We start from the raw sequence: 22,784 nt of genomic DNA, 5'->3' as shown, positions 1-22,784 counted from the left end.
TGGCCCGGGCCTTCTCGGCTCAGGCCTTCTTGGACTTGTCCAGGACCATCACCAGGCCGACGATGACCAGGAACAGCGCGATCGGCAGGGCCACGTACAGGCCGAGGGTCTCGGCCACACTCAGGCCCGGGGCCGGGTCGTCACCGTCGTCGCGGGTCAGCGCGAGCGCGGGGGACGACATGAGCAGCATCATCAGCGTCGTACCGGCCGCGACGGCGCCGGCGCGCAGAGCGTTCTTCTTGTCCACGGTGCAAAAGTAGCGAACACCTAAACGGACCGCGCGCCCGGGGGTGCCGTACGGACCCCGACCTCCTCCGCGAGCACCCGGAACAGGCCGTACGCCCGGGGCGAGGCGGCCAGTTCCTCCAGGGAGAGCGGCTGTCCGTCGGGGCCCGCGACCGGCAGCCGCCAGTTGGGGTACTGGTCCCAGGTGCCCGGCAGGTTCTGCGGCCGCCGGTCCCCCACCGCGTCCGGCAGCCACACGCCGACCAGGCGCGCCGGGGTGGCCGCGAGGAAGCGGTGGAAGGCCCGGACCTCGGCCGCCTCGTCGCCCGGCCCCTCCGGCAGCATGCCGAGCCGCTGGAGCAGCCCCAGCCACTCCGAGGTCTCCGCCGCGTCCCTGGACCGCTCGCGCTCCAGCTCCCCGTTCAGCAGCCCGAGCCGGTGGCGGAGCGTCACATGGGAGCCGGACAGGCGCGCGGCGGTGGACGGCAGGTCGTGGGTGGTGGCCGTGGCCACGCAGTCGGCCCGCCACTCCTCCGGCGCGAGCGGCCGCCCGCCGCCCGCCCAGTCCCGCTCGAACCACAGCACCGAGGTGCCGAGCACCCCGCGCCGGGCCAGCGCCTCGCGCACCCCCGGCTCGACCGTGCCCAGGTCCTCGCCGACCACCGACGCGCCCGCCCGGTGGGCCTCCAGGACCAGGACCGCGAGCATCGCCTCGGAGTCGTAACGGACGTACGTGCCCTCGGTCGGCTCGCCGCCCTCCGGCACCCACCACAGCCGGAACAGGCCCATGACGTGGTCGATCCGCAGGGCGCCCGCGTGCCGCAGCAGTTCGCGGAGCAGACCGCGGTACGGGGCGTAGCCCGCGGCGGCGAGCGCGTCCGGGCGCCAGGGCGGCAGACCCCAGTCCTGGCCGCGGGAGTTGAAGGCGTCGGGCGGCGCGCCGACCGACATCCCGGCGGCGAAGACCCGCTGCTGCGCCCAGGCGTCGGAGCCGTCCGGGTGCACGCCGACGGCCAGGTCGTGGACGATCCCGACCGGCATCCCGGCCCGCCGGGCGGTGTCGGCCGCGTCGGCGAGCTGCCGGTCCGTCAGCCAGGCGAGCCGGCAGTGGAAGTCGACCCGGGCGGCGAGGTCGGCGTCGGCCCGGACCGCCGCCGCGGCACCGTCCGGGTCGCGCAGCTCCTCGGGCCAGAGCCGCCAGTGATGGCCGTGCCGCTCGGCGAGCGCCTGGTAGGTGGCGTGGTCCTCCAGGGCCCGGCCGCGCCCGGCCAGGAAGTCGCGGTACTCGGCCCGGCGGCCGGGGCCGAGCTCCACGGCGTGCACCAGCTCCAGGGCGCGCCGCTTGACCTCCCACACCGCGTCCCGGTCGATCAGCGCGCCCTTGCCGAGCACGCTCTCGCGCAGCTCGGCGGCGTCGGCGAGGATCCGGTCGAGCTCCTCGCGGCGGGCCGGGTCCACGTACGCGTACTCGGGGACGTCCTCGATCCGCAGATGCACCGGATCGGGGAAGCGACGGGAGGACGGGCGGTACGGGGAGGGGTCGCTCGGCGCCCCGGGCACCGCCGCGTGCAGCGGATTGACCTGCACGAATCCGGCGCCGTGGGTACGGCCCGCCCAGTCGGCGAGCTCCTTGAGGTCACCGAGGTCGCCCATGCCCCAGGAGCGGGACGAGAGGAGGGAGTAGAGCTGGACGAGCAGTCCGAACGCCCGCCCGTCCCCGTCCCGTACAGGCGCGGGCACGCGCGCGGGGGCCACGATCAGTGTGCTCGCCGAGCGGCGCCCGTCCGGGGCCTCGGCGACCAGCCGGTGCACACCGGTGGGCAGGGCTCGCCAGTCGGTGCCCGTGACGGTCCGGCCGGCCTCCGTGGTGACGGTGAGCCGGGTGCCGTGCGGCAGGCCGCGGGGCGGCCGGAGCCCGCGCCGCGCCCTCTCTTCCGCCGCCCCGCCCTGTTGGCCGGCGTCCTCGTCGTCCTCGTCGTCCCGCCAGAGGACGACGCTGGGCGGCAGCAGCCGTTCCCGGGCGGCCCGTTCGGCCGCCTCCAGTGCCGTGGCGAGCGCCTCCGGTCCCGAGGCGTCCACGCCGAGGGCGCGCAGCACCGCCACCACGGTGGCCTCGGACACGGGGACCGTGACGCCCTCGGAGGGGGCGTACGAGGTGGCGACGCCGTGCAGGGCGGCGAGACGGGCCAGGGTCACGTCACACTCCGGGGGACTCCGAACCGCCCGCGGTGACGCGGGCGGTGGGTTCGCTGGTCAGGGGGGTGGCCTCGATCAGGGGCGGTTCGCTGGTGAGCGGCGCGGCGTCGGCGAGCGGCGGTTCGCTGGTGAGCGGTTCGCCCTGCCTCGGGATCGGTATCCGTTTGCAGGCGTGGTCGGTCGCGGTCGCGGTCACGGTCACGGGATCTCCCGGCTTTCGTCTCGACAGGTAAGACAGCAGAGGGAGCCCTACCCACCGATTCCCGTTTTACCGGCGGGATGTGGCGAAAGCGTGCCACCTCGCCGAAACCGCACCGGGCAAAGCAGACAGTTCGCCCTGTCGCATTGACACTCCGTCGGCCCGGGTGGTGGGCTCGTCATCCAATCGTGACCATCGAGCGCGTTCTTCGGGCGGAGAGGAGCCCCGGGTGTCCCTCGGACGCAGGAAGCGGACGGCCGGTGCCGTCGCTGCGGCGGTCATCGGCGGACTCCTCGGCGGCGCCCTGCCCGGCGTCGCCCACGCCGCCCCCGGATCCCCGGGCTCCCCCGGCTTCCCCCTCTTCCCCTCCCCCCTGACCACTCCCGACCGGCAGTCCGCGCCGGTCCCCCCGGTCTGGCCCCGGCCCCAGTCGGTCGCCCCGGCCGGTGCGGCCGTGCCGCTCGGCACCGAGGTGACGCTGCTGGTCGCGCCCGAGGCCGACCCGTACGCCACCGAGGCCCTGCGCGGGGTGCTGCGGGCCGCCGGGGTGCGCACCGTGCACGGGACGCTGCCGGGCCGCGGCCCGCTGATCCGGTTCGGCGACAGCGTGGAGACGGACACGGCGTTGCGCGCCCTGAAGGCGCCCGAGCGGGGCGATCTGCCGGACGGCGGCTACCGGCTCGCCACCGGCCGCCTGGCCGGCCGGGACACCGTCGTCGTCGACGGCGCCGGCGAGGACGGCCTCTTCCACGCCGTACAGACCCTCCGTCAGCTCATCGGGCCCAAGGGCACGGTTCCGGGCGTCGTGGTGCGCGACTGGCCCGGCACCGCCGTCCGCGGCCTCACCGAGGGCTTCTACGGGCAGCCGTGGACGCCCGCCGAACGGCTCGCCCAGATCGACTTCATGGGCCGCACCAAGCAGAACCGCTATCTGTACGCCCCCGGCGACGACCCCTACCGCCGGGCGCTGTGGCGCGAGCCCTACCCGGCCGCCGAGCGCGCCTCCTTCCGCGAGCTCGCCGCCCGCGCCACGGCCAACCACGTGACCCTCGCCTGGGCCGTCGCCCCCGCCCAGGCCATGTGCCTGTCCTCGGACGCGGACGTCGCCGCGCTCAACAGGAAGCTCGACGCCATGTGGGCGCTCGGGGTGCGGGCCTTCCAGCTGCAGTTCCAGGACGTCAGCTACAGCGAGTGGAGCTGCGACGCGGACGCCGACGCCTTCGGCAGCGGCCCCGAGGCCGCCGCCCGGGCGCACGCGCGCGTGGCGAACGCCGTCTCGGCCCACCTGGCCCGGCGGTACCCGGGCGCGGCCCCGCTGTCGCTCATGCCGACCGAGTACTACCAGGACGGCGCCACCGACTACCGGAACGCGCTCGCCGGCGCCCTCGACCGGCGCGTCGAGGTGGCCTGGACCGGCGTCGGCGCCGTACCGCGCACCATCACCGGCCGGGAGCTCGCCGGGGCCCGGGACGCGCTGCGCCACCCGCTGGTCACCATGGACAACTACCCGGTCAACGACTACGCGCAGGACCGGCTCTTCCTCGGCCCCGCGACCGGCCGCGAACCGGCCGTCGCCGTCGGATCCGCCGCCTTCCTCGCCAACGCCATGGAGCAGGCCGCCGCCTCCCGGGTGCCGCTGTTCACCGCCGCCGACTTCACCTGGAACCCCAAGGGCTACCGGCCCCAGGAGTCCTGGCAGGCCGGCGTCGACGAGCTGGCCGGGCCCGATCCGGCCGCCCGCGAGGCGCTGCGCGCACTCGCCGGGAACGGCGCCTCCTCGATCCTCGCCCCGGACGCCGAGTCCGCCTATCTGAAGCCGCTCACCGCCGCCTTCTGGGCCGCCCGCGCGAACCACGACCCGGCGGTACGGGAGAAGGCGGGGCGCGAGCTGCGCGCCGCGTTCACCGTGATGCGCGAGGCGCCCGCGCGCCTCAAGGAAACGGCCGAAGGCACCCTGGGCGCCGAGGCCGGGCCGTGGCTCGAGCGGCTCTCCCGGTACGGCGCGGCCGGCGAGACCGCCGTCGACATGCTGCTCGCCCAGGCACGCGGCGACGGCGCCGCGGCCTGGCGGGCCCAGCTCGACCTGGAGCGCGGACGTGCCGCTCTGCGCACCGGGGCCGGGGCGGGAGCGGGGGCCGGAGCCGGCCGGGTGACGGTCGGCAAGGGCGTCCTGGACCCGTTCCTCGACCGGGCCGCCGCCGAGTCCGCAGCCTGGACCGGCGCCGACCGGGCGCCGCACGGCGAGCCGGCCGACGGGACGGAGCCCGCCCCGGACCGCCGGGACGCGGGGGCGGCCGGGGGCGCGGTGCCGGACACGTACACCGTCCGGCTCGACCGTTCCCGGCCGGTGGAGACCCTCACCGTGATGACCGACCCCGCCGAGGGCGGTCGGGAGGCGGGCTTCCTGGAGGCGTACGTGCCGGGCGAGGGCTGGCGGCGGATCGGCCCGCTCGCCGCGTCCGGCTGGACCCAGGCGGACCTGAAGGGGCTGCGGGCCGAGGCGCTGCGGATCGTGTGGACCGGCGCGGGCGCGCCGCCGCGGGTGCGCTCGCTCGTGCCGTGGTTCGCCGACGAGCCGCGGGCCGGACTCGCCCTCTCCCGTACCGAGACCGACGCCGAGATCGGCGGCCCGGCGCAGCGGGTGGACGTCACCCTGGAGGGGCGGCGGGCCGCCGAGGTGCGCGGGCCGCTGACCGCCGAGGCCCCCAGGGGCATCACCGTGCGGCTGCCGAAGGAGGCCGTGGTGCCGCGCGGCACCACCGCCACCATGCCCCTGGAGGTGTCGGTGGCGCCCGGCGTGCCCTCCGGCTCGTACACCGTCCCCGTCTCCTTCGCGGGCGAGCGGCGGCTCCTCACGGTGCGGGCCTTCCCGCGTACCGGGGGCCCCGACCTCGCCCGTACGGGCACGGCCTCGTCCTCCGGCGACGAGACCCCCGACTTCCCGGCCGCGCTCGCCACCGACGGCGACCCGGCGACCCGCTGGTCCTCGCCCCTGGAGGACGGGGCCTGGTGGCAGGTGGAGCTGGCCGAGCCGGCCCGGATAGGGCAGGTGGTGCTGCACTGGCAGGACGCCCACGCCTCGCGCTACCGCGTCCAGGTCTCCGCCGACGGGCGGGTGTGGCGCACCGCCGCGACCGTCCGCGACGGCCGGGGCGGGCGGGAGTCGGTACGCATGGACGCCGCGGACACCCGCTTCCTGCGGGTGCAGGGCGACGCGCGGGCGACGGAGTACGGCTACTCGCTGTGGTCGGTGGAGACGTACGCGGTGGCTGAGGCGCCGGCGGACCCGGGCACGGAGGAGCCGGAGTCGGACGGCACGCCGCCGCCCGACTCCCCGTGATCCTGGCCGCCTCCCGTACGCGAAAGGCCGGTATGTGAAGGGCCCGGTACGCGAAAGGCCCGGCTCAACCCGTCGTCACGGCCCCCTGCGGAGGGGCGGTGGCGACGGAGTCGATCCGGGCCAGGACGTCGTCGGCGCCGTACGGCTGGAGGTACGGCAGCCAGCGTGGGTCACGATGGCCGGTGCCGATGATCCGCCAGGCCAGGCCGGTCGGCGGCGCGGGTTGGTGGTGCAGCCGCCAGCCCAGCTCGCGCAGGTGCCGGTCGGCCTTGACGTGGTTGCAGCGGCGGCAGGCCGCCACGACGTTGTCCCAGGCGTGCGTCCCCCCGCGGCTGCGCGGAACGACGTGGTCGACGCTGGTTGCGACGCCACCGCAGTACACGCAGCGCCCGCCGTCGCGGGCGAACAGGGCTCTGCGGGTCAAGGGAACGGGCCCCCGGTAGGGGACCCGCACGAACCGCTTCAGCCGCACCACACTGGGCGCGGCGACGACACGGCTCTCGCTGTGCAGGAAGGCGCCGGATTCCTCGAGGCAGAGTGCCTTGTTCTCCAGGACGAGGACGAGCGCGCGGCGGAGCGGTACGACGCCGAGCGGCTCGTACGACGCGTTGAGGACCAGGACGTGCGGCACGGATGCCTCCTATGACGCCGGCGGCGCGTGGCTCGCGCCGGGACGAAACTGCTCTCAGTCTCTCCTCACAGCGGGCCGGTGCGCCACCACGTATACGTAATGGTCCTGAGGTGTTCTCGACCACATCCGCCGCCCCACGGGAGTCATCCCCGCATGTGGGCCGTCTTTCCGGGTGCACCTGTGCGCACCCGTGCGCACACGTCGACGGGGGCACCCCCCTGCCCCCGCTAGTGTGGATGACTCGCGAACGCCTGCCTGGAGGTCCCCTCGTGCCGCCCCTGTCCTGGTCCGCCCTGCGAGCCGCCGACGATCCGACGCACGTACCGGTGACGCTGGACGAGGCCGCGGAGAAGGCGACGAACGCCGCGGGGTGGGTGGAACAGAACTGGTCCACCTGGCTGAACACCGGCCTGAAGATCGTCCTCATCCTGGTCGTCGCCTTCACCCTGCGGATGCTGGTCCGCAAGGCCCTGACCAAGCTGATAGACCGCATGAACCGCTCGGCCCAGGCGGTGGAGGGCACGGCCCTCGGCGGCCTCCTGGTCAACGCCGAGCGCCGCCGCCAGCGCTCGGAGGCGATCGGCTCCGTGCTGCGGTCCGTGGCCTCGTTCCTGATCCTGGGCACCGCCGGACTGATGATCCTCGGCGCCTTCAAGATCGACCTGGCGCCGCTGCTCGCGTCCGCCGGTGTCGCGGGTGTGGCGATCGGTTTCGGCGCCCGCAATCTCGTCACGGACTTCCTCTCCGGCGTCTTCATGATCCTGGAGGACCAGTACGGCGTGGGCGACTCCGTCGACGCGGGCGTCGCCTCCGGCGAGGTCATCGAGGTGGGCCTGCGCGTCACCAAGCTGCGCGGTGTCGACGGCGAGATCTGGTACGTCCGCAACGGCGAGATCAAGCGCATCGGCAACCTCAGCCAGGGCTGGGCCACGGCCGCCGTCGACGTCACCGTCCGCCCGACCGAGGACCTGGACCGCGTGCGCGAGGTCATCACCGAGGCCACCGAGTCCATGTCCAAGGAAGAGCCCTGGAACGAGCGCCTCTGGGGCCCGGTCGAGGTCCTGGGCCTGACCGAGGTCCTGCTCGACTCCATGACCGTCCGCGTCTCCGCCAAGACCATGCCCGGCAAGAAGCTCGGCGTCGAGCGCGAGCTGCGCTGGCGCATCAAGCGTGCCCTGGACGCGGCGGGCATCCGCATCGTCGGCGGCATCCCGATGCAGGCCGAGGAGGCCAAGCCCGCCGACCCGACCGCCGCGATGTCCGCCCCCTCGGCCTTCGCGTCCCCGGCCTCCCCGCAGTCGGCGGCGGCCACGCCGCTGCCGAAGCCGGACCTGAGCAAGTAGCCCGCCGCTGCGGTACGAGAAAGGGGCGCCCGGCCGGTGACGGCGGGGCGCCCCTTCGTCGTACGGGGGTCAGCTGTCGGGGTGCTGGGCCCCGAAGTGCTGTACGCGGAGGATCAGGACGACGTCGTCGCGGTAGTCCTCCTGGTACCAGACCATCGCAGAACCCTCGGCGAACGTCCTGACGCCGGACGCCGACTCGGTGATGTCGAACGGTTTGCCGATGCGGCGGACTCCGACGGCGTCGGCGATCCGCTGCGCGAGCCCTCCGATCTCCAGCCGCTGCGCTGCGTCCAGGCCACCGACGACGTTCTCGGCGTCCGGTTCGTACTCCCAGGTCCAGTCACTCACGCGGCCGCAGCCTCAGCGAGAAGGGATGCCAGCTCGGCTGCGGCGGCACGCCGCTCGGCACGGTCCTCGGACTCGCTGACGATGCGCTCACACTCGCGGAAGCGGGCCAGACGCCGTGGAAAGCGAGCGACCCCGACCCACGCCCACCAGTGCTCGACGAAGGCGCGCGGCGGCGTGAGCGTGTATTCATCGCGGGCCTGGCGCATCGCCTCGTCCCACTGTTGATCGAATCTCCCGAGAGCCTCCAGGTCGAGGCGGCCGACGGCCACGCGAAGCGCGGCCGGAGTCTTCTCGGGCATGGGAAGGAGGGGGCCGACAGGCTCGGCGGCACGCTCGGTCATAGCTGACTCCGTGAAGGCTCGGGCGGCGGACGAGCGGCGCCGGGTCCACGGCACCGACCGTGTCTGAACTCTAGACCCGTTCCCGCCTGACCGACGGCGGTGCGGGGACACCCCAGCCACAAGTCCGCGGCCGACCGGGCGGGGCAAAGGACAACTTCCCCCGTCTCCGCGAAGGCAGTGGCGTGCCGCGGAACGGGGCGCCCCGCCGGTGGCGGCGGAGCACCCCGTTTCGTCATACGGCTCCGGTCAGCCGAGCGCCCCGGCTCTCGGCCACGCGGAGGACGTCCCGTAGAGCTTCCGTCAGCCGGGCCGAGAGGAAGCGCAGTTCGCCGGCGTCCCCGCCCGGCTCCCCGAGCAGCACTTCGGCATGGCCGAGCAGCTCGGCACCCATGCCGAGCTGAATGGACTCGATCTGATCGGCGAGGCGCGAGACCCGGCCCCCGTGGCCGTCAGTGATCACGTAGCAGGGCTTGTTCTCGGGGCCGGCCCACGGCAGCAGGCGAACCACGTGCTCGGGGCTCACGCGCCGGCCTCCCCCTGAGGTGTCGGGCGCCCCCGGCGCCGATTCGAAGGCGTGGGCGATACTCTGCGGCATGTCGACCTGCTCTCTTCAGGTGGACCACGCCCCCGGGCCGTGTCCGCGGCCGCGGGGGTCCAATGTGGCGGACGAACCACCGACCGTAGAGGCACTCCCACAGCGGAGGGGGCAGAGTTTCTGCCCCCTCGTCTCAGGCGGCCAGCATGCCGAGCCTGACGGCCAACTCGCCTGCCCTGCGCCGCTGGGCCGGACTCTTCGACTCGGCCTCCTCCAGGACGATGCGACGGGCGTAACCGTTGTAGCGGATGGTTTCGGGAGCCGACTCGTACGCCTTCTGCAGCGTCGCCAAAGCAGCCTCGGGCTGCCCGTCCAACTGGTATCCGCGCGCTTCCTCGATGCGGTGGCGCGCCTTCCTGGGCCGCGACGGGATAGCCGTGGCATCCGCCGCCACCACCTGCCGCACACTCTCGGCACCGGCATGCAGTTCCACCGCGATGGTGACCGCGTGCGCGCCCATGATCGCCTGCGAGAACGACGTCACGGGGTGGAAATAGGCGGTGGGAAGCCGCTCGGCCACAGCGCACGCGGCGTCCCAGTACCTCCATGCCTCTCCGGCGTCGCCCCGCCGGGCCGCCGTGTAGCCTGCCTCGAAGCGCAAGGCGCCGGCGATGGCTCGTACGTCGTCACTGGCCTCCGGCAGCAACGGCTCCAGATACCGGAGGGTCTCCAGCGTCACCGCGTCCGCCGCCTCGAAGTGCCCGGGGCCGCTGTCCCGATGCGCCTGCGCGGCAAGCCAGGCGGCCACTCCCAGGGTGTGCGGATCCTCGGATTCGAGCGCCGCGACCATGCCGCGCTCGACGACCCGCCAGAGGAGTGAGGCGTCGGGCTGATAGGCGATGAAGAACTGGCAGAGGCTGTACGTCTGCGACAGTGCCGCCTGCGCGGCACGGCGTGCGCTCCCCGTCTCGGCCTCCCGGACGGCGAGTTGGGCGTCACGGATCAGGCCCGGCAGCAACGCGCCCACCACTTCGCGGTGGTCGGGGGCAGCGTGCCGCGCCTGCCAGGCACGCACGAGCCGTGCCTCCAGGTGGGCAACCGTGGGGGCCTCTTGGTCGCTCGTGAAGGGATAGGCGTCGATCGCCGCTCTCACTTGCGGCAGCCGAGCATGCCCGGGGCCCGTGAACAGCCCGACCTTCCGGGATTGATCGCCGGTCAGTTCGGAGAGGTCCCTGACTCTCAGTGCCTCCGCGATGCGCAGCACCATGGGTAGCTTCGGCATCTGCAACTGCCCGCCCTCGACCTGCTTCACCCAGCTCACGGACTTGCCCACCAGCCCGGCCAGGACGGTGCGACTCATTCCGCGCCGGGTCCGGAGGACCTGCATGCGCTGCCCGAAGGCGATGGGCTCGAGAAGCGGACCGGGGACGGCATCGGACGGCATGGCAATGCCCCTCTCGTTGGGACCCGTGTCATCGGCAGCGTACGGCGCCCGCCGCTCCCCGCGCGGGGGATCAGCCGACCGGGTCGTCCGCGACGCACTCGGAATCGTCCGTCCAACAAACGGGTCTCAGAACCACCCGCCTCCGCCTCGGGACACCATCACCCACCGCACCATCGCCACCATCCCCATCGCCAGCGGCGGAACGAGCCACCACGGGCCCATCGCGCGGCGCACAGTGGGAGGAAGAATCGTGATCGCGAGAGCAAGGCCATTCGCAAGGACGGTGGTGAAGCACCCCAGCACGATGCCGGCATAGGCGTCGTGGTCCCAGGAGCCGGACGGTCGAATGGCAAGCGCCACGTACAGGAACCACGCGGCGATCAGATGAAGAATCCCCAGAGGAACAGCCATCACCCACCGCAGACAACCCGCGTCCTCGTCTTCCGGACTCGCTCGGCGGCTGCCTTCCATCACTGCATCGCTTCCCTTGCCTTGTCGAGATTGCCTTCCACAAGTCGGCCGTATGCCTGGGCATCCGCTCCCTGCCAGTACGGCCCGCCGTTGTAGCGGGCCGCGAGCTCCCTGTATTGGTCCTGAGTCAACTGTTCTGGGGGGACGTCGGCGAATGCACTCTCCGCCTTGAGCTGAGCCAGGTACGCGGACGCGATGAAGACGTTCTGGCTTGGGTCCTGAAGAGACTCCTCCACCACATCTCGCTGCTGCTGCGTGAGATTGTTCGGGTCGTAGCCGAGCACCTCGGCACCTCGCCGCATCTGTATGGCGATGGGTCCGAAGGACGTCTGGTCAGGGGATCCGCCGAACCGCCAGAGCAGATTTTCCGGGGAGACGGGACTGAGTCCCCACGGAGCGTCGGCCTGTTCACGGACAGTGTCAGCCCAGTCGTCAAAGACGCCAGGTTGTCCGTAAATCTCCTGCCACGCAATGCCGGCGACCAGATCTGCGGGAACACCGGAATGCGCTGCCGCAGCTCGGATGATCTCCTTGTTGGCGGCGACCCATCGCTGCCGATCCTCACTCGGCGTGGGAGGAATAGCCCAGTAGGTGTCGTCCCGGCTGTCTGGCAGTCCGGCCAATTGCGTACGTATGGCCTGTAGGGTCGGGGATACCGGCCCGTCACCGCCCCACGCCATGTAGTTCCGCTTCAGCGCACTGCCGGACAGGTGCGTGAGCGGGTTGGAACTCGCCTCCGCGGCTTCGCCCCGCAATGCCGCGATCGCGGCGAAAATATCCACCCGCTCCACTGCGAACGTCCGAAACTCCGGCAGGAGGTCGTACGCCTGCTTCAGTTCGTGCACACAGACGTCACGTGCCTCCCTCTCCACCGTCTTGGCACGGTGGAAGTCACTCCCAGCGGCATCGTGCAGACGGTTCGCTACCTCCCTGATGTCGTCGACGTCCACGTCGAGTTCGATGAGGAAGTCGAAGAAGCCGGTGGTCGCGCGCAGGTCCTCCCACTGGCGCATCGGTTCGGCTTCCTGGGCTTCGCGGGTGATCGCGGTGCCCTTCGTGGCGATCAGATCGGCAAGTGCACGCTCGCTCGCCCGCCCGTTGGAATAGTGCCGTTTAGCGGTCTCCAACGCCCAGGCATAGCTGCGCAGCGCACTGCTCGCCTTGCCGTAGCCCGCCGCGAGGTTCTTCATCAGGGCCCGCACCTCGGCCAGGCGGGCCACGTAGTGGCGGCTGCCCTCACCGTCCCAGTGAGTCCGCTTCTCCGCGCGCTCAGCCGGGTCATCGACCTCCACCAGCATGTCGTGGAGGCGCTTGAACTCGTCGGCGTTCCGCTCGACGAGGGCCGAACTACACCCGGCCAGGAAGGCGACGTCCTCGCGATAGCTCAGCGCTTCCATCTCGCCTCCGGCGCTACGTACTGGCCGTTCCGCAGGATGTCATCGAGGAAGCGCCCGGCATTGGCGTCGTCGACGGTCACGAACGCCGATCCGGTGGTCTTCAGGCGGGTGGCGAGCGCGGCCAGGAGTACGACCGTGTCCTGGAACTGATCGTCGGCGAACTGTCCGAAGCGTTCGACCTGGGCTGCCACATCCGTGTGCGTTCTCGGCGCGCGGGCCATGGTGGCCAGTTCGCCGTCCGGTCGTCCCTCGTAGAGGAGTCCGGCGATCTCGATCAGCAGGTGCGCGTTGCCGTTGATGGAGTCTGTGTTGTACGCGAGCTCTCCGTTGGCGGATCCGCCGCCCTGCACGGCCGGAGCACCGCTCCGTTGCGATGCCTCCGACTTGAGCTGAGCCCATTCTTCTTCGAACGACACGCATCCCCCCGATGCCGGTCGGTCTCCACCGCGTGATCGGCGGCGCATGAAGCTATCAGGGGGCGCGAACAACGAAAGCGGGAGCCGCGTACTTCAGGCCACCGGGCCAGGGGCGGCTCCTCGCGGCGCAATCGTCGCGCTCAGAAGTATTGACGCCCCGGTGACCCCGGCCTTACCTTCCTCCCAACACAATAGGAAACTTTCCTAACAGTGCATGCCCAGCACGCACGGACAGGTGGAGCGTCGTGGCCGGTACGAGTACGGGGACGCCCGGGACCCCGCGGGTGTTGCGGGCCATGAACGATCGGGCCGCGCTCGATCTGCTGCTCGCGCACGGGCCGTTGTCGCGGACGCGGATCGGGAAGCTGACCGGGCTGTCGAAGCCGACGGCGTCGCAGCTGCTCGCGCGCCTTGAGGCGGCGGGGCTCGTCGTGGCGACCGGGACGACCGAGGGGCGGCCGGGGCCGAACGCGCAGTTGTACGGGGTGAATCCGCGGGCCGCGTACGCCGCCGGGCTCGACGTCACGCCCGAGGGGATCCGCGCGGCCGTCGCCGACGTCACCGGCGCCGTGGTCGGGGAGTTCCAGGTGGCGACGCCCGGGCGCGGGGCCGAGGACGTGGTGCGGCAGGTGGTCGACGCGCTCGCCGGGGCCGCCAAGGACGCCGGGCTCGCCCTCGGAGACGTCCACCGCGTGGTCATCGGCACCCCCGGCGCCTTCGACCCGGCCACCGGGCGGCTGCGCTACGCCTCCCACCTGCCCGGCTGGCACTCCCCCACGCTGCTCGAAGAGCTGGCCGTCGCGCTGCCGATGCCCTTCGAGTACGAGAACGACGTCAACCTGGTCGCCCTCGCCGAGCAGCGGCTCGGCGCCGCCCGCGACCACCGGAACTTCGTGCTGCTGTGGAACGAGGGCGGCCTCGGCGCCGCGCTCGTCCTCGGCGGCCGGCTGCACCGCGGGTTCACCGGCGGCGCCGGCGAGGTCGGCTTCCTGCCGGTGCCCGGCACCCCGCTCGTACGGCAGGTCGCCAAGGCCAACTCCGGCGGCTTCCAGGAACTCGCCGGCGTCCAGTCCGTGCCCCGGATCGCCAAGGCCTGCGGGATCGACACCCGCGAGCAGCCGTACGTCGAGACCGCGGCCCGGCTGCTCGCCGAGGCCGCCGAACGGCACGAGCAGGACGAGCGGTACGCCCGCCTCCTGGACACCTACGCCGAGCGCCTCGCCACCGGGCTCGCCGCCCTCGTCGCCGTCCTCGACCCCGAGCTCGTCGTGCTGTCCGGCCTGGCGATCAGCCCCGGCGGCGAACCGCTGCGGGCCCGGATCCAGGCCCAGCTCGCCGATCTGGCCGCCTCCCGGCCCCGGCTCGTCCTCGCCGCCGTCGACCGCGAACCGGTGCTCCGCGGCGCCCTCGAATCCGCCCTCGCCGCCACCCGTGACGAGGTCTTCGACACGTCCCGCTAGTCGCGTCCCCGACAACCGACCCCGTTCCAGGGAGATTCCGCCATGCCCGCACCGCGCCGACACCGCAGGCTCGCCGCCGCCCTCGCCACCACCACGTCCGTCGCGCTCTTCGCCTCCGCCTGCACCGGCTCCGCGAACGACGGCGCCACCGACGACCCGAACGCGCAGACCACGATCACGTTCTGGCACGGCTGGAACGCCCCCTCCGAGGTGCAGGCCATCAACGACAACATCAAGCGCTTCGAGAAGGCCCACCCCAACATCAAGGTGGACGTCGTCGGCGGCATCAACGACGACAAGCTCAACCAGGCGCTGCGCACGGGCGGTTCGAAGGGGCCCGACGTGGTGTCCTCCTTCACCACGTCCAACATCGGCAAGTTCTGCTCGTCCGGGGCCTTCGCCGATCTCCAGCCCTTCATAGCCAAGTCCAGGCTGGAGCTCGACAAGATCATCCCCAAGACGCTCCTGGACTACACCCAGTTCGAGGGCAAGCGCTGCGCGATGCCGCTGCTGACCGACGCGTACGGCCTCTACTACAACAAGACCGCCTTCAAGGCGGCCGGTCTCGACCCCGAGAAGCCCCCGAAGACCTACTCCGAGCTGCTCACCGCCGCCAAGGCGCTCACCAAGCCCAAGGGCGACGGCTTCGAGCAGCTCGGCTTCATGCCGAACTACCACGGCTACGAGACCACCACCGAGCACTACCTGGGCAGTTGGGGCCCGGCCTACTTCGACGCCAGCGGCAGGTCGACGGTCGGCAGCGACGCCGGCGTCGCCGAGATGATGACCGTGCAGAAGAAGATGGTCGACGAGCTCGGCGGCTACGCCACGCTGGAGAAGTTCCGTACCGCCTTCGGCGACGAGTGGGGCGCCAAGCACCCCTTCCACACCGGCCAGGTCGCCATGCAGCTCGACGGCGAGTGGCGGCTCGGCATGGCCACCGACGCCAAGGCCGCCTTCGACATCGGCGTCGCCCCGATGCCCGTCCCCGACGCGCAGGCCGCCGACTACGGCAAGGGCTATCTCTCCGGCACGGTCATGGGCATCGCCCCGCAGAGCAAGAAGCAGAACGCCGCCTGGGAACTGGTCAAGTTCATGACCACGGACACCGAGGCCGTCGTCGCCTTCGCCAACGGCATCCGCAACGTGCCCTCCACCTTCGAGGCCCTGAAGTCCCCGAACCTGAAGTTCGACCCGCGCTTCAGGACCTTCCTCGACATCGCGCAGCACCCGAAGTCCAACACGGCGGCGGGCGCGGTCAACGGCGCCACCTACCTCAACACCCTCCAGGACTTCGCCCTGCAGTACGAGAAGGGCGAGGTGACCGATCTGAAGGGCGGCCTGAAGAAGACCGCCGAGCAGATCGACACCGACATCGCCAAGGCGAAGTAGGCATGATGGCCAGCACGATCACCCTCCGCTCGAAGCGCCGCCGCGCGGCGCTTCGGACGGCGGCCTTCCTGTCGCCGTGGCTCATCGGGTTCGCGGTCTTCTTCGCGTACCCGATGGTGTCGACCGTCTACTTCTCCTTCATGGACTACGACGGCTTCCGGCCGCCGACGTTCAGCGGCCTGGCCAACTGGACGTATGTCTTCCGGGACTACCCGCTGTTCTGGCCGGCCCTGCGCAACACCCTGTGGCTGGTCGTGGTGATGACCGCCTGCCGGGTCGTCTTCGGACTCGGCGTCGGCCTGCTCATCACGAAGATCAAGACGGGCGCCGGGGTCTTCCGGACCCTGTTCTACCTGCCCTACCTCGCCCCGCCGGTCGCGGCCACGCTCGCCTTCGTCTTCCTGCTCAACCCCGGCACCGGACCGGTCAACGCGATCCTCGAAGGCATCGGCGTCCCGGCCCCCGCCTGGTACAACGACCCCGCCTGGTCCAAGCCCGCGCTCACCATGCTCGCGGTGTGGGGCGTCGGCGACCTCATGGTCATCTTCATGGCCGCGCTGCTCGACGTGCCGAAGGAGCAGTACGAGGCGGCCGAGCTCGACGGGGCCTCGGCCCTCCAGCGCTTCCGCTACGTCACGCTGCCGAACATCTCGCCCATCGTGATGTTCGCCGTGGTCACCGGGATCATCCAGGCGATGCAGTACTACACCCAGCCGCTCGTGGCCGGGAAGGTCGCCTCCGGCGTCATCGGCGGCTCCGGACAGTCCTTCGAACCCGGCTACCCGGACAAGTCCACGCTGACCCTGCCGCAGCTCGTCTACAACCTCGGCTTCCAGCGCTTCGACTACGGCGCGGCCTGCGCCACCGCCCTGATCCTCTTCGCCCTGGCCATGGTCTTCACCCTGCTGCTCATGCGCCGCCGCGGCGGTCTCGTCCAGGCAGGTGACTGAACACCCATGAGTCAGACCCAGGCCCAGCGCCAGACCACTCTCGAAGCGCCCGAGCTCCGTACGGGGCGGAAGACCGCCCCCACCCCGGCCTCCCGCGCCGCCCGCCGCACGGCGGTCCTGCACTGGATCGCCGTGCACTCGCTCGGCGTCGCCGCCGCGCTGTTCTTCGTCCTCCCCTTCGTCTTCGTGCTGCTCACCTCGCTGATGAGCGACCAGCAGACGCTCACCCGCGACCTCACCCCCGACACCTGGGAGTGGGACAACTACACCCGCGTGCTCGACACCCCCGGCTTCCTCACCTGGTGGCGCAACACCCTGCTGTACGCCGGCCTCGGCACCGTCCTCACCGTGGTGTCCTCGGTCCCGGTCGCGTACGCCCTCGCCAAGTTCCGCTTCCGCGGCAGCCGGCTCGCGCTGATGCTGGTCATCTCGATGATGATGCTGCCGCCGCAGGTCGTCGTCATCCCGATGTACCTGTTCTGGGCGAAGCAGCTGGACCTGTCCGGCACGCTGTGGCCGCTGATCATCCCGATGGCCTTCGGCGACGCCTTCTCCATCTTCCTGCTGCGCCAGTTCCTGCTGACCATCCCGAACGAATACCTCGACGCCGCCCGCGTCGACGGCTGCGGCGAACTGCGCACCCTGCTGCGGATCGTGCTCCCCATGGCGAAGCCCGGCATCGCGGCCGTCGCGCTCTTCCAGTTCTTCGCCGCGTGGAACGACTACTTCGGGCCGCAGATCTACGCCTCCGAGAACCCGGCCGCATGGACCCTGAGCTACGGCCTGGAGTCCTTCAAGGGCGCGCACCACACCGACTGGAATCTGACCATGGCCGCGACCGTCCTGGTCATGGCCCCCGTGATCCTCGTCTTCTTCTTCGCCCAGAAGGCATTCGTCGAGGGCGTCACACTGACCGGAGTGAAGGGCTAGGCCGACCGATATGAAACTTGCCGTCGTGGGGGGCGGCTCCACCTACACCCCCGAACTCATCGACGGGTTCGCGCGCCTGCGCGACACCCTTCCCGTCACCGAACTCGTCCTCGTCGACCCGGCCGCCGACCGCCTCGACCTGGTCGGCGGCCTGGCCCGGCGGATCTTCGCCAAGCAGGGCCACGAGGGGCGGATCGTCACCACCTCCGACCTCGACGCCGGAGTCGACGGCGCCGACGCCGTGCTGCTCCAGCTGCGGGTCGGCGGACAGGCCGCCCGCGAGCGCGACGAGACCTGGCCGCTGGAGTGCGGATGCGTGGGCCAGGAGACCACCGGCGCCGGCGGTCTCGCCAAGGCGCTGCGCACCGTGCCGGTCGTCCTGGACATCGCCGAGCGGGTCCGCCGCACCAACCCCGACGCCTGGATCATCGACTTCACCAACCCGGTCGGCATCGTCACCCGGGCGCTGCTCCAGGCCGGCCACAAGGCCGTCGGCCTGTGCAACGTGGCGATCGGCTTCCAGCGCAAGTTCGCCGCGCTGCTCGGCGTCGCCCCGGCGGACGTGCACCTCGACCACGTCGGGCTCAACCACCTGACCTGGGAGACCGGGGTACGGATCGGGGGCCCCGAGGGCGAGGACGTGCTGCCCCGGCTGCTCGCCGAGCACGGCGACGCCGTCGCCGACGACCTGCGGCTGCCGCGCGCGGTCGTGGACCGGCTCGGCGTCGTCCCCTCGTACTACCTGCGCTACTTCTACGCGCACGACGCCGTCGTCGAGGAGCTGCGCACCAAGCCCTCGCGGGCCGCCGAGGTGGCGGCGATGGAGAAGCGGCTCCTGGAGATGTACGGCGACCCGGCGCTCGACGAGAAGCCGGAGCTGCTCGCCAAGCGCGGCGGCGCCTTCTACTCGGAGGCGGCGGTGGACCTGGCCGCGTCCCTGCTGGGCGGCGGGGGATCGCCGTACCAGGTGGTGAACACGTACAACAAGGGCACGCTGCCCTTCCTGCCGGACGACGCCGTCATCGAGGTGCCGGCCGCGGTCGGGCCGCAGGGTCCGGTGCCGCTGCCGGTGGCGCCGGTCGACCCGCTGTACGCGGGGCTGATCGCGAACGTCACCGCGTACGAGGACCTGGCCCTGGAGGCGGCGCTGCGCGGCGGCCGCGACCGGGTGTTCCGGGCGCTGCTCGCGCACCCGCTGGTGGGTCAGTTCGCGTACGCCGACGGGCTGACCGACCGGCTGCTCGCGCACAACCGGGAGCACCTCGCGTGGGCGTGAACCTGAACAGCGTCCTCCTCGCGATCGACGCGGGGAACAGCAAGACCGACGTCGCGATCCTCGGCCGGGACGGCAGCGTCCTGGCCGAGGCGCGCGGCGGCGGGTTCCAGCCGCCGGTGGTGGGGGTGGAGACGGCGGTCGACGGGCTCGCGGAGATCGTCGAACGGGCGTGGGAGGCGGTCGACGGCACCGGGCTTCCCATCGGTTTCACGTACGTCGCGGCCTGCCTCGCCAACGCCGATCTGGCGGTGGAGGAGCTGGAGTTGGAGAAGGCCCTGTACGCGCGGCACTGGAGTCGCGCGATCCGGGTCCGCAACGACACCTTCGCCATACTGCGCGCCGGCGTCGACGAGCCGCAGGGCGTGGCCGTGGTGTGCGGGGCGGGCATCAACTGCGTCGGGATGACCCCGGACGGGCGCACCGCCCGGTTCCCCGCGCTCGGGAAGATCTCCGGGGACTGGGGCGGGGGCGGCGGCATGGCCGACGAGGCCCTGTGGTTCGCGGCGCGCGCCGAGGACGGCCGGGGCGGGCCGACCGAGCTCGCCCGCACGCTGCCGGAACACTTCGGGCTGCCCAGCATGTACGCGCTGATCGAGGCGCTGCACCTGGGGCGGATCCCGCCGGAGCGCAAACACGAGCTGACGCCGGTGCTCTTCCGTACGAGCGCGGGGGGCGACCCGATCGCCCGGTCCCTGGTGGACAGGCTGGCCGAGGAGGTCGTGGCGATGGCCTCGGTCGCCCTCGGCCGGCTCGAACTGCTGGACGAGGCCGCGCCGGTCGTTCTGGGCGGCAGCGTCCTGGCCGCCCGGCATCCCCAGCTGGACGAGCGGATCACCGGGCTCCTCGCCGCGAAGGCCCCGAAGGCGCGGACCGTCGTGGTGACGGCTCCGCCCGTGCTGGGCGCCGGGCTGCTCGCGCTGGACAAGTGGGGCAACGGTCCGGAGGCGGCGGCGCGGCTGCGGGCGCACTACGCCTGAGCCGTACGACGCATGACACGTGACGCATGTGTGCGGGGCGCTCTTCCCAGGGCGCCCCGCACGCATGTTCACTCGTTCGAGGACGTTCGGGGTGGAACCGATTCCGGCCACCACTCGTGTTCCTGAGGAAGGGGGTTCGCCTGCGACGCACAGGGGGACATGGGGCACGATAGGAACAAGATCGAGTCAATCCCGGTGTACGGGACGGGTGCTGCGGCCATACTGCTGGCCGGGCAGTAGTCGTCCGCCAACCCACCGGCAGGACGGGGTCGACGTCTGAGACCGAGGGGGAGGTCACGTGACATACCCGCCGAACGCGCCCGCCGCCTCGGCGGCGCAGGGCACCGCCACCGCGCCCGCGCGGCCGGGTTCCGGCGTGCCCGCGCAGGGCGGAACGGCCGGGCGGACCGGGCAGGTTCCGGCCGTGGCGCCGCCGCCCGCCGGGCCCGGTGCCTGGGCCGAGGCGCGCGCCGTGCTGCGCCGTGCCGCCACCACCGAGCCGGGCCGGCTGCGGATCCTCGGCGCCGTGCTCGCACTGCTCGTCGTCGCCTTCGGCGCCGTCACGGCGTACGAGGTGCTCGACCGTGCCTCGTACGCGGACGACGTGGTGGGCCGCAGCCAGCCGCTGAGCGCGGACGCCGCCGACATCTACCGCTCCCTCGCGGACGCGGACGCCACCGCGGCCAGCGGCTTCCTGGCCGGGCCGCAGGAGTCCGACCAGCTCCGCAAGCGCTACACGGACGACATCGCCACCGCCTCGCGGCTGCTCGTACGGGCCGCCGCGAGCACCGACGCGGACGGCGGCTCGGCCCGCGAGATCGCCGCCCTGAGCGAGCATCTGCCGCGCTACACCGGCCTGGTGGAGCGGGCGAGGGCCGCCAACCGACAGGGCCTGCCGCTGGGCGGCGCCTATCTGCGCTACGCGAACCTGACGATGACGCAGCAGCTGCTGCCGGCCGCCGAGCGGCTGTACGCGGCGGAGACCGCGCGGCTCGCGCAGGACGACGACGAGGCCCGCACCTGGCCGTTCCTGTCCATCGGGCTCGGGCTGCTCGCGCTCGCCGTGCTCGCCTGGGCGCAGCGCCGCAGCTATCTGCGCACCAACCGGGTGTTCAACCGCGGGCTGCTCGCCGCGACCACCTCCTGCCTGATCGCGCTGCTCTGGCTGGTGACCGGCCACGGGCTCGCCCGCGCCGGCCTCGACGACGCCCGGACGCACGGCCAGGAGTCCCTGAAGGTCCTCAACGAGGCCCGGATCGGCTCCCTGAAGGCCCGCGCCAACGAGAACCTGGCCGTGGTCGGCCGGGGTGCCGTGCTCACCGAGGACGGCAAGAACGACAGGTACGAGGCCGACTACACGAGCAGTGTGGCGACGCTGACCACCGCTCTGGAGGAGGCCGGCCGGCTCGCCGACGACGGCGAGGGCCGCGACCCGGTGGCGGAGGCCGCGTCCCGGACCGGTGAGTGGCGCACCCGGCACACCGAGGCCCGGCAGCTCGACGACGCGGGCGACTTCACCGCCGCCATGAACAAGGTGATCGGCAGCACCGGCTCGACCGGCGAGTCCTTCGACCGGGTCGACGCGGCGCTCGGCCGGGCGCTGTCCCACGAGCAGGACGAGTTCACCCGGGCCGCCGAGGGCGGCCGGGACGCGCTGACCGGGCTGCCGCTGGGTGCGGCGGTCCTCGGTGTGCTCGCCGCGGGATGCGCCGTGACCGGCGTCAACCGCAGACTGTCGGAGTACCGGTGAGAGGGGGCGGGATGCTGCCGGACGGCGTCGAGCGTACGGCCGGGGCGGGCCGCCCCGGCCCGCAGGGCACCCAGGGCGGCGCCGCGCCCGCGCGGCGCGGCCTGGCCCGGCTGCGCGGCTGGGGCGGGGTGGCCGCGATGGGCGTGGCCTGCTCGCTGACCGCCTCCCTGGCCCTGTTCGCGCTGCCGCGCACCACCGCCGACGGCGCCGTGCCCTCCCCCGGGCCCGGCCCGGGCGTCGGCAAGGGCGTGCAGGTGCGCGCGGAGAGCGCGGAGACCTGCCAGAACCCGGAGGCCTCGCTGACCCCGTCGACCGCCGACGGGGAGGCGGTCACCCGGATCAAGAAGCGCGGCAAGCTGATCGTCGGCGTCGACCAGAACAGCTACAAGTGGGGTTTCCGTACCCCGCCGACGGTCACCCGGCAGCCCGACGGCTCGGTGAAGGAGATCCCCGGCGAGCTGGAGGGCTTCGACATCGACCTGGCGAAGGCCATCGCCAAGTCGGTCCTCGGCGACGAGAACGCGGTCATCTTCCGCGCCGTCCCGACCAACCAGCGGATCGCCGCGCTGGAGGGCGACAAGGTCGACCTGGTGGTGCGCACGATGACGATCAACTGCAAGCGCATCCAGCAGGTCGCCTTCTCCACCGCCTACTTCCAGGCCGGGCAGCAGGTGCTCGCGCCCAAGTCCTCGCCGATCACCGGCTACGACAGCTCGCTGAGCGGCAAGCGGGTGTGCACGGCGGAGGGTTCGACGGCGTACGAGGCGCTCCAGGAGAAGTCGTTCGGCGCCGTCTACAAGGACGTCGGCGACGGCACCAAGGACGACCCGGACCTGCTGACCGTGCCCAACCAGTTGGACTGTCTGGCCCGGCTGCAGATGGGCGAGGTCGACGCGGTGGTCACGGACAACGCGCTGGCCGCCGGCCAGGCCGCGCAGGACCCGGCCGTCGAGCTCAAGGGCCGGCCCTTCACCACCGAGTACTACGGAGTGGCGGCGAAGCTCCACAACGACGACCTGGTGCGCCGGGTCAACCAGGTGCTCGTCGAGTACCGGCAGGGCCCCTGGCAGCAGGCGTACGACAAGTGGCTGAAGGCGGACCTGCCGGGGATCGCCGGGCCGCCGGCCCCCATGTACAAGTAAGCCCCCTGGCGAGCAGCAGGC

At 72.4% G+C, this 22,784-nt stretch carries 21 protein-coding genes; 10 read left to right on the top strand and 11 right to left on the bottom strand.

Features of this window, described 5'->3' with window-relative positions:
* Positions 1-19: 19 nt before the first annotated feature.
* From AB0M18_RS12750 to AB0M18_RS12740, 3 genes are read right to left on the bottom strand one after another with little or no spacing between them, the layout of a single operon-like run.
* A complete protein-coding gene (locus tag AB0M18_RS12750) occupies positions 20-247 on the bottom strand; it encodes a hypothetical protein (protein WP_365756909.1) in 228 nt (75 codons plus the stop codon).
* Positions 248-267: 20 nt separating this feature from the next.
* Positions 268-2,421 (bottom strand): 4-alpha-glucanotransferase, encoded by a 2,154-nt coding sequence (malQ, locus tag AB0M18_RS12745; protein WP_365756907.1) that lies wholly within the window; start codon positions 2,419-2,421, stop codon positions 268-270.
* A 1-nt stretch (position 2,422) separates the two neighbouring features.
* Positions 2,423-2,617 (bottom strand): hypothetical protein, encoded by a 195-nt coding sequence (locus AB0M18_RS12740; RefSeq protein ID WP_365757008.1) that lies wholly within the window; start codon positions 2,615-2,617, stop codon positions 2,423-2,425.
* 232 nt (positions 2,618-2,849) lie between these two features.
* On the opposite strand from AB0M18_RS12740, the gene AB0M18_RS12735 reads away from it, so the two are divergent.
* A complete protein-coding gene (locus AB0M18_RS12735) occupies positions 2,850-5,960 on the top strand; it encodes a beta-N-acetylglucosaminidase domain-containing protein (RefSeq protein WP_365756905.1) in 3,111 nt (1,036 codons plus the stop codon).
* Between the two features lie 64 nt (positions 5,961-6,024).
* Here AB0M18_RS12735 and AB0M18_RS12730 read toward each other — a convergent pair whose 3' ends face one another.
* On the bottom strand, positions 6,025-6,591 hold the full coding sequence (locus tag AB0M18_RS12730) for an HNH endonuclease (protein ID WP_365756903.1): 567 nt from the start codon (positions 6,589-6,591) through the stop codon (positions 6,025-6,027).
* Between the two features lie 236 nt (positions 6,592-6,827).
* On the opposite strand from AB0M18_RS12730, the gene AB0M18_RS12725 reads away from it, so the two are divergent.
* The gene (locus tag AB0M18_RS12725) at positions 6,828-7,934 is read left to right on the top strand and encodes a mechanosensitive ion channel family protein (protein WP_365756901.1); all 1,107 of its coding nucleotides are present in this window, start codon (positions 6,828-6,830) and stop codon (positions 7,932-7,934) included.
* 69 nt (positions 7,935-8,003) lie between these two features.
* Here the strand turns inward: AB0M18_RS12725 and AB0M18_RS12720 are convergent, their stop codons facing one another.
* From AB0M18_RS12720 to AB0M18_RS12690, 7 genes are all read right to left on the bottom strand, one after another.
* On the bottom strand, positions 8,004-8,282 hold the full coding sequence (locus AB0M18_RS12720; RefSeq protein WP_365756899.1) for a hypothetical protein: 279 nt from the start codon (positions 8,280-8,282) through the stop codon (positions 8,004-8,006).
* Entirely contained in the window at positions 8,279-8,623 is a 345-nt protein-coding gene (locus AB0M18_RS12715) for a DUF6247 family protein (protein ID WP_365756897.1), read from the bottom strand. The genes AB0M18_RS12720 and AB0M18_RS12715 overlap by 4 nt, the downstream gene beginning before the upstream one ends.
* Before the next feature lie 232 nt (positions 8,624-8,855).
* Positions 8,856-9,146: a hypothetical protein gene (locus tag AB0M18_RS12710; protein ID WP_365756896.1), complete on the bottom strand. Its 291-nt coding sequence runs from the start codon at positions 9,144-9,146 to the stop codon at positions 8,856-8,858.
* 205 nt (positions 9,147-9,351) lie between these two features.
* The gene (locus AB0M18_RS12705) at positions 9,352-10,602 is read right to left on the bottom strand and encodes a helix-turn-helix transcriptional regulator (RefSeq protein WP_365756894.1); all 1,251 of its coding nucleotides are present in this window, start codon (positions 10,600-10,602) and stop codon (positions 9,352-9,354) included.
* A 126-nt stretch (positions 10,603-10,728) separates the two neighbouring features.
* Entirely contained in the window at positions 10,729-11,073 is a 345-nt protein-coding gene (locus AB0M18_RS12700; RefSeq protein ID WP_365756892.1) for a hypothetical protein, read from the bottom strand.
* On the bottom strand, positions 11,073-12,470 hold the full coding sequence (locus AB0M18_RS12695) for a hypothetical protein (RefSeq protein WP_365756890.1): 1,398 nt from the start codon (positions 12,468-12,470) through the stop codon (positions 11,073-11,075). Before AB0M18_RS12695 ends, AB0M18_RS12700 begins: the two co-directional genes overlap by 1 nt.
* Positions 12,458-12,820, bottom strand: a complete 363-nt coding sequence (locus tag AB0M18_RS12690) for a hypothetical protein (RefSeq protein ID WP_365756888.1) — start codon at positions 12,818-12,820, stop codon at positions 12,458-12,460. Before AB0M18_RS12690 ends, AB0M18_RS12695 begins: the two co-directional genes overlap by 13 nt.
* 311 nt (positions 12,821-13,131) lie before the next feature.
* On the opposite strand from AB0M18_RS12690, the gene AB0M18_RS12685 reads away from it, so the two are divergent.
* The 8 genes from AB0M18_RS12685 (at position 13,132) to AB0M18_RS12650 (ending at position 22,763) form a co-directional block, all read left to right on the top strand.
* Positions 13,132-14,346 (top strand): ROK family transcriptional regulator, encoded by a 1,215-nt coding sequence (locus AB0M18_RS12685; RefSeq protein ID WP_365756886.1) that lies wholly within the window; start codon positions 13,132-13,134, stop codon positions 14,344-14,346.
* Positions 14,347-14,388: 42 nt separating this feature from the next.
* Positions 14,389-15,738, top strand: coding sequence for an ABC transporter substrate-binding protein (locus tag AB0M18_RS12680; protein ID WP_365756884.1), 1,350 nt, complete (start codon positions 14,389-14,391; stop codon positions 15,736-15,738).
* A gap of 5 nt (positions 15,739-15,743) precedes the next feature.
* Positions 15,744-16,688: a sugar ABC transporter permease gene (locus AB0M18_RS12675; protein WP_365757006.1), complete on the top strand. Its 945-nt coding sequence runs from the start codon at positions 15,744-15,746 to the stop codon at positions 16,686-16,688.
* 6 nt (positions 16,689-16,694) lie between these two features.
* Entirely contained in the window at positions 16,695-17,618 is a 924-nt protein-coding gene (locus AB0M18_RS12670) for a carbohydrate ABC transporter permease (protein ID WP_365756882.1), read from the top strand.
* Between the two features lie 10 nt (positions 17,619-17,628).
* On the top strand, positions 17,629-18,894 hold the full coding sequence (locus AB0M18_RS12665) for a 6-phospho-beta-glucosidase (RefSeq protein WP_365756880.1): 1,266 nt from the start codon (positions 17,629-17,631) through the stop codon (positions 18,892-18,894).
* Entirely contained in the window at positions 18,885-19,871 is a 987-nt protein-coding gene (locus AB0M18_RS12660) for a BadF/BadG/BcrA/BcrD ATPase family protein (protein WP_365756878.1), read from the top strand. Before AB0M18_RS12665 ends, AB0M18_RS12660 begins: the two co-directional genes overlap by 10 nt.
* Before the next feature lie 424 nt (positions 19,872-20,295).
* Positions 20,296-21,621: a hypothetical protein gene (locus tag AB0M18_RS12655; protein ID WP_365757004.1), complete on the top strand. Its 1,326-nt coding sequence runs from the start codon at positions 20,296-20,298 to the stop codon at positions 21,619-21,621.
* Between the two features lie 137 nt (positions 21,622-21,758).
* Entirely contained in the window at positions 21,759-22,763 is a 1,005-nt protein-coding gene (locus AB0M18_RS12650; RefSeq protein WP_365757002.1) for a glutamate ABC transporter substrate-binding protein, read from the top strand.
* Positions 22,764-22,784 lie beyond the last annotated feature (21 nt).

It is taken from the genome of Streptomyces sp. NPDC051909, from assembly GCF_040681095.1.
In the GTDB taxonomy this organism is placed as follows: domain Bacteria; phylum Actinomycetota; class Actinomycetes; order Streptomycetales; family Streptomycetaceae; genus Streptomyces.
The sequence above is the reverse complement of the archived record's forward strand: the minus strand, read 5'-3'. Positions and strand labels throughout refer to the sequence as shown.

Bases quoted from the DNA above. Each gene is read 5' to 3' on its own strand.
- AB0M18_RS12725 (WP_365756901.1), top strand. From the start codon at position 6,828: ATGACTCGCGAACGCCTGCCTGGAGGTCCCCTCGTGCCGCCCCTGTCC.
- AB0M18_RS12715 (WP_365756897.1), bottom strand. From the start codon at position 8,623: ATGACCGAGCGTGCCGCCGAGCCTGTCGGCCCCCTCCTTCCCATGCCC.
- AB0M18_RS12705 (WP_365756894.1), bottom strand. From the start codon at position 10,602: ATGCCGTCCGATGCCGTCCCCGGTCCGCTTCTCGAGCCCATCGCCTTC.
- AB0M18_RS12700 (WP_365756892.1), bottom strand. From the start codon at position 11,073: ATGGAAGGCAGCCGCCGAGCGAGTCCGGAAGACGAGGACGCGGGTTGT.
- AB0M18_RS12695 (WP_365756890.1), bottom strand. From the start codon at position 12,470: ATGGAAGCGCTGAGCTATCGCGAGGACGTCGCCTTCCTGGCCGGGTGT.
- AB0M18_RS12680 (WP_365756884.1), top strand. From the start codon at position 14,389: ATGCCCGCACCGCGCCGACACCGCAGGCTCGCCGCCGCCCTCGCCACC.
- AB0M18_RS12675 (WP_365757006.1), top strand. From the start codon at position 15,744: ATGGCCAGCACGATCACCCTCCGCTCGAAGCGCCGCCGCGCGGCGCTT.
- AB0M18_RS12670 (WP_365756882.1), top strand. From the start codon at position 16,695: ATGAGTCAGACCCAGGCCCAGCGCCAGACCACTCTCGAAGCGCCCGAG.
- AB0M18_RS12665 (WP_365756880.1), top strand. From the start codon at position 17,629: ATGAAACTTGCCGTCGTGGGGGGCGGCTCCACCTACACCCCCGAACTC.
- AB0M18_RS12650 (WP_365757002.1), top strand. From the start codon at position 21,759: ATGGGCGTGGCCTGCTCGCTGACCGCCTCCCTGGCCCTGTTCGCGCTG.